This window comes from Rhizobium sp. Leaf341, assembly GCF_001424325.1.
Classification (GTDB): Bacteria; Pseudomonadota; Alphaproteobacteria; order Rhizobiales; family Rhizobiaceae; genus Ferranicluibacter.
On the sequence record NZ_LMPE01000013.1, the window covers coordinates 26,954 to 33,044 of the forward strand.

5 protein-coding genes are annotated in these 6,091 nt (G+C 63.6%); 2 read left to right on the forward strand and 3 right to left on the reverse strand.

The window, feature by feature from the left end:
• Nucleotides 1-51 precede the first annotated feature (51 nt).
• Both smpB and dapA read right to left on the reverse strand, forming a co-directional pair.
• Nucleotides 52-528: an SsrA-binding protein SmpB gene (gene smpB / locus ASG03_RS14180; RefSeq protein ID WP_062469127.1), complete on the reverse strand. Its 477-nt coding sequence runs from the start codon at nt 526-528 to the stop codon at nt 52-54.
• Nucleotides 528-1,412, reverse strand: coding sequence for a 4-hydroxy-tetrahydrodipicolinate synthase (gene dapA, locus ASG03_RS14185; RefSeq protein ID WP_062694070.1), 885 nt, complete (start codon nt 1,410-1,412; stop codon nt 528-530). Before dapA ends, smpB begins: the two co-directional genes overlap by 1 nt.
• Nucleotides 1,413-1,723: 311 nt before the next feature.
• Between dapA and ASG03_RS14190 the strand changes: the two genes are divergently transcribed.
• Both ASG03_RS14190 and ASG03_RS14195 read left to right on the forward strand, forming a co-directional pair.
• Nucleotides 1,724-3,868, forward strand: coding sequence for a lytic transglycosylase domain-containing protein (locus tag ASG03_RS14190; RefSeq protein WP_062694071.1), 2,145 nt, complete (start codon nt 1,724-1,726; stop codon nt 3,866-3,868).
• 118 nt (nt 3,869-3,986) lie between these two features.
• Nucleotides 3,987-4,892: an alpha/beta fold hydrolase gene (locus ASG03_RS14195; RefSeq protein ID WP_062694072.1), complete on the forward strand. Its 906-nt coding sequence runs from the start codon at nt 3,987-3,989 to the stop codon at nt 4,890-4,892.
• A gap of 232 nt (nt 4,893-5,124) precedes the next feature.
• Here the strand turns inward: ASG03_RS14195 and ASG03_RS14200 are convergent.
• Nucleotides 5,125-6,091: porin (locus tag ASG03_RS14200; RefSeq protein ID WP_062694073.1), on the reverse strand; the 967-nt coding region annotated here is incomplete at its 5' end.

Consider the following 6,091-nt stretch of genomic DNA (forward strand, 5'->3'; position numbering starts at 1 on the left):
CGAGGCACCCGTCAAAGGCAAGGCGCATGACGGGGCGAGGATGTCGCCGTGTCAGCCGTCCTTCAGCAGGCGGCTCTTCTGGCGGTTCCAGTCGCGCTCTTTTTCGCTTTCCCGCTTATCGTGCAGCTTCTTGCCCTTGCCGAGTGCCAGCTCCAGCTTGGCCCGCCCCTGATCGTTGAAATAGATCTTCAACGGGATCAGCGACATGCCTTCACGGTTGACGGCGCCCTGCAGCCGGTTGACCTCCCGCTTCGACAGGAGAAGCTTGCGGCGCCGGCGCGGCTCGTGGTTGAAGCGGTTGGCCTGGAGGTATTCCGGCAGATAGGAATTGATCAGCCACATCTCGCCGCCCTCGTCGGTCGCATAGGACTCGGCGATGTTGGCCTTTCCCTCGCGCAGCGACTTGACCTCGGTTCCGGTCAGCACGAGGCCCGCCTCGTACGTGTCGAGGATCTCGTAATTGTAGCGCGCCTTGCGGTTTTCGGCGACGATCTTGCGAACGGTGCGCTCGCTGCCCTTCGGGGCCATCAGTTCAACAGCCCTGCATGGACAAGCGCCGCGTCGATCGCGCTCTCGGTGGCCGGCTCAAGCGACGACATGAGCGGGGAACGGACCTGACGGCTCATGCCGCGAAGCCGGTGAAGGGCAAATTTCGAACCGCAGACGCCGGGCTCCATGAAAATCGCCTTGTGCAGGGGCATCAGCTGGTCCTGGTAGTCGAGTGCCTTGGCAAAATCGCCGGCACGGGTCGCATTCTGGAAGGCGGCGCTCAGGCGCGGCGCCACATTGGCGGTGACCGAGATGCAGCCGACGCCACCATGCGCATTGAAGCCGAGCGCCGTCGCATCCTCGCCGGACAGCTGCACGAAATCCGCGCCGCAGGTGATGCGCTGCTCGGACACGCGTTCGATCTTGCCCGTCGCATCCTTGACGCCGACGATCGACGGATGCGCCTTGCGCAGGGCGCCCATCGTCTCCGGAGTCATGTCGATGACGGAGCGGCCGGGAATATTGTAGATCACGATCGGGAGCCGGACAGCCTCGGCGATCGCGGAGAAATGGGCAAAAAGCCCTTTCTGCGTCGGCTTGTTATAATAAGGTGTGACAACGAGGATACCGTCGGCGCCGGCCTTCTCCGCATGCTGCGCAAGCTCGATGGCTTCGCGGGTGTTGTTCGACCCCGCACCGGCGATCACGGGGACGCGGCGACCGGTGGCCTCGATGCAGAGTTCGACGACGCGTTTGTGCTCGGCGTGCGAGAGCGTGGGGGACTCGCCCGTCGTCCCCACGGGAACGACACCATGGCTGCCCTCGGAAATCACCCACTGGACGTGATCGACGAATGCGTCTTCATCCACGGAGCCCGTCGGTGTGAACGGGGTGACGAGAGCGGGAATGGACCCCTTGAACATGCACGACTCCTGACGGCGCGCGGGCATCGGAAACCCATGCTTCGGCCGCATTTCACGGTTAGAAAATCGCCGGCACCTTAATCGTCCCGACCTCCGGCGGCAAGCATTGACTGACGGCGCAGGAGAGACGGAAATGGATGAGACGGCCGGGGGTTCAAGCGGTTAGCGCCGATATGTTCAGGTCTTTCGCGATCACGTTTCCGGGCGAACGCGGGATCGGGGGCCGGCTTAACCTTTCATTAGCATCTCGATTGCCAAATGAGGTAGGATTGCAAAGCGGCGTACGGTCGATCATGGGCGGGAAAGTTTTCATGCGTGGTGCCATCCCTCGAACTCTGGTCGCCGCCCTGAGCGTTTCCGCGCTTGGCCTCGGCACGCTGGTCATTCCGCTCGGTGCGCTGGCGGAAACCGCAGGCGTGCCCCTTCCCCTGTCGCGGCCCACCTCGGTTGCGTCCGCTGCAGAGGCGTTCGTGCCGGTTCCGCGTGCGCCTGCCGCCTTTACCGGCATGAATGGGGGCATGACCGACGGGGGCATCACCGGCGCCATTCCGCGCAGCGTCGTTCCCGCCTCCGTCGAGGCTCTCAAGACCGGTCTCGACGCACTGACGAACCGTGATCCCGTTCGTGCCATCGCCGTGCGCGACGCCATGGGGGACGAGACGCTCGACCGACACATTCTCACCTGGGCGATCGCACAATCGACACAGAAGGGCATCCCCTCCTACGAGATCGCGCGGGCCCAGCAGGAACTGAAGGGCTGGCCCGGCCTCGGCGGGCTCAGGGCGAGCTCGGAACGGGCCCTCTACCGGGAAAATCCGCCCTTCAGGGACGTGCTCGCGGCCTTCGGCAACACCCCTCCGGAGACGTGGGAAGGGTCTCTCATCCTCGCACGGGCGCTGGTGGCCAAGGGCGATCCGCGTCAGGCGGCGGGCCTGATACGCGCGCTCTGGGCAACGAAAGCGCTGGATGCCGCCACCGAGACGAAGGTTCTTGCGGAGTTTCCGACGCTGCTGACCACGGCCGACCACAAGCGCCGCATGGAAATGCTGCTCTATCGCGGGCGCTTCGAGCAGGCGACGCGCTTCAGCGATCTCGGCAAGGCGCAGTCACTGTATCGAGCCTGGCTCGCCACGTCGAAGAAGGCCGCGAATGCCGATGCTCTGATCGCGGCCGTCGATCCGTCCTGGCGCGGCGATCCGGCTTTTCTGTTCGTGCGGATCGAACAACTGCGCAAACAGGAAAAATACGACGCAGCCGCAAAGCTTCTGCTGCAATTGCCGAAAGACCCGGACCGTCTCGTCGACAGCGGAGAATGGTGGGTCGAGCAGCGCATCATCAGCCGCGGCCTTGCCGATTCGGGCGATTTTCGTGGTGCCTACCGGGTCGCCGCCGCGCATGTCGCCACGGATGCCGCCGATGTCGTGGACGCGGAGTTCCACGCCGGCTGGTACGCTTTGCGCGGCCTTCAGGACGGACAAACGGCGGCCGCCCATTTCCAGCGCATCCTGAAAGCCTCCAACCGTCCGATTTCGGTTTCGCGGGCCTACTACTGGCTCGGCCGTGCCGCTGAAAAGGGCGGACCCGGCCAGGCGAAAACCTATTATGCCAAGGCGGCAGCCCTTTCGGGCACGTTCTACGGGCAGCTTGCCGGCGCGAAGCTCGGGCGCAAGACGCTCAATGTGACCTATCCGAGCCCGACGGCCGACGACCGAACGCGGTTCGAGAGCCGCGAAGCTGTGCGCGCCATCGCCCGGCTGGAAGCCGCCGGTCACGGGTGGCGGGCAGACGGGCTCTATCTGGCGCTGGCCGACAATCTGACCAGTCCGGGCGAACTTGCCATCCTGTCGGCCCGCGCGGAAAAGACGCGCACGCACAGTCTTGCGCTGCAGGTCGGCAAACTCGCCTTCGGTCGCGGCGTCGATGTCGCGGCGTTGGCCTTTCCGCTGGGCGTCATCCCCGGCACAGCCAATATTTCCGGCTCCGGCAAGGCCCTTGCCTATGCCATCGCGCGTCAGGAAAGTGCCTTCAACCCCGCCGCCGTCTCCCCGGCCAACGCCCGTGGGCTGCTCCAGATCCTGCCGACGACGGCGAAGCTCGTCGCGAGCCGTCACGGCATTCCCTATTCCAAGGAACGGCTGACGACGGATGCCGGATACAATGCGACCCTTGGGGCACATTATCTCGGCGAACAAATCAACGATTTCGGCGGCTCCTATATCCTGACCTTCATCGCCTACAATGCCGGCCCGCGTCGCGTGCCGGAGTGGATCGGCCGCTATGGCGATCCACGCGGCAAATCCATCGACGAGGTCGTGGACTGGATCGAGCGGATTCCCTTCGCGGAAACCCGCAACTACGTGCAGCGGGTGATGGAAAACTATCAGGTCTATAAATCTCGGCTCGGACAGGAGGCCGATATCGTCGAGGATCTGAGAATGGGTCGCCAGTCCTCCTGATCCTTCCTTCGAGGCGTGTTCGTCGTCCGTCCGCTTTCTCCCCCGCCTCGCCATCGTCCCCTCACACCGCTATAAGAAGAGACGCGCGACTGCGCGTCGTCGGGCGGAGGACAGGCTGTTGGACAGGCTCAGGGACAAGACCGGAATCATCGAGCATGTCATCCGGGTCCGGGACGGGTTGACGATTTTTGCAGCCGAGTATCCGGCCGCCGCGGGTCATGCCCGGGACAGCGCCCTCCTCCCGGTCATCTGTCTCCCCGGCCTCAGCCGAAATTCGCGCGATTTTCACGGCTTTGCCAAGGCGGTCTCGAGCGATCCGGTAAAGCCGCGTCGTATCGTGTGCATCGACTATCGCGGTCGTGGCCGGTCCGCCTGGGATCCGGACCCGAGCCGTTACCAGCTTGCGGTCGAGGCCGGCGATGTTCTCGAGGTCTGCAGCGCCCTCGATATCGACGCGGCGATCTTCGTCGGCACATCGCGGGGCGGCCTGATCCTGCATCTCCTGCCCGGCATGGCGCTGGATCTCTCTCGCGCCAACATCCTCAACGACATCGGCCCGGTCATCGAGATCGACGGATTGCTGGCGATCGCCCGCTATCTGAATGCGGAAGGCCGCTATCCCTCATGGCGTGCCGCGGCCACGGCGCTGAAGATGTTGCACGGACCCGCCTTTCCGGCCCTTCAACCCTCGGACTGGGACGAGATGGCGCGGAGTCTCTTTCGTGAGGCAGACGGCGTGATCCGACCGGATTTCGACCCTGCGCTGGTCGCTCCGCTTCTCGAGCTCTCGGCTGAAACGCGGCTTGCCGATCTCTGGCCGCTTTTCGACCGGCTGCGGGATCGTCCGCTGATGGTGATCCGGGGCGAGACCTCGACGTTGTTGTCTGGAGAGACGGTCGCGGCCATGGGCCGGAGACATCCGGCACTGCACGCGCTGACGGTTGCGGGCCAGGGCCACGCTCCCCTCCTCCATCTTCCCGACGTCATCGGGCCGATCAAGGCCTTCCTCGCGACGCTCGACTAAAGCGCGTTGCGTGAAAAAGGGGCTCACGCAACGCGCTTCAAGGTCTTGTTGTGATGCATGGCGTTTCCCGAAACCGCTGCACAGTTTCGGGCGGCATGCATCAAGAAGCGACGGAGCCGAGACACGCGCCGGGACGGCGAGACGGTGGCCCGATCAATAGGCGTGGTTCGAAAACGAAAAAACCCGGCATCGCTGCCGGGTTTTCCATCAATGACCGTGAGGTCAAGTGATATTAGAAGTCGCGCTGCAGACGGAGGAAGCCCGTCCAGTCCTTCTGGTCGCCCGGGAGCGATTCGTCGCTGTCCGTGTAGTTGACGGTTGCGAGCGTGCGCAGGCCAGTCGTGATCTGGTAGCCAGCGGTTACACCAACGCGCCATGCATCTTCGTTCGAGAACTCGTTGCCTACGCGAACGTTACCGAAGTACTGAGCGGCCGGGGTGATCGTGAACTTCTCGGTTGCCTTGATTGCGTATTCAGCAGCAACGGTCCATTCCGAACGGTCGTAGTAGTAGTTCGGGTCGGTGGCGTATTCGCCAGCGATGCCGAGCGTGCCCGGGCCGAGTTCAGCCGTTGCGAGGATGCGGAAAGCAGCTTCTTCAGCGTCGAAGTCGTAGGAAGCGAGGCCGTAGATGTTGAAGCCAGCGATCGTTGCGCCGAGCTTGCCGGAAACGCCGAGGCTGTCGTTCGGGTCGTTGTTGGTCGGGTAGGAACCGCCTTCGATTTCTTCAACCGAAACGCCAGCGAGGAAAGAACCGCCGTCGTAGGTGTAACGAGCCGAGTTCTGCAGAGCGCCGAACGAAGAGTCGAGCGAGTCGGTTTCGCCAGACAGGCCGTCGTCCCACCAGCTGTAGAAGTAACCGACGTCGAAGCCAGCGATGTTGATCCATGCGCCGTCGAGGAAGGTGTCGCCGTCAGCGTCAGCCTGGATGTTGATGTAGGAAGACAGAGCGCCGAATTCGGTGTCGTTCTTCGCTTCGATCGTCAGGTAACCGCGGCTGTAAGCGTTTACGTCGCCGTTGTTGCGGATGCCGAAGCCGTCATCGTTGATTTCGAGCTGGGTACGAACGTAACCACCGATCTTGAGGCAGGTTTCCGTGCCGGGGATGTAAAAGTAGCCCGTGCCGAAAGCGTCGCAAACGCGGACGTATTCCATTGCTTCCGGTTCAGCAGCGACGATGGCGTCGGCAGCGTGTGCGCCG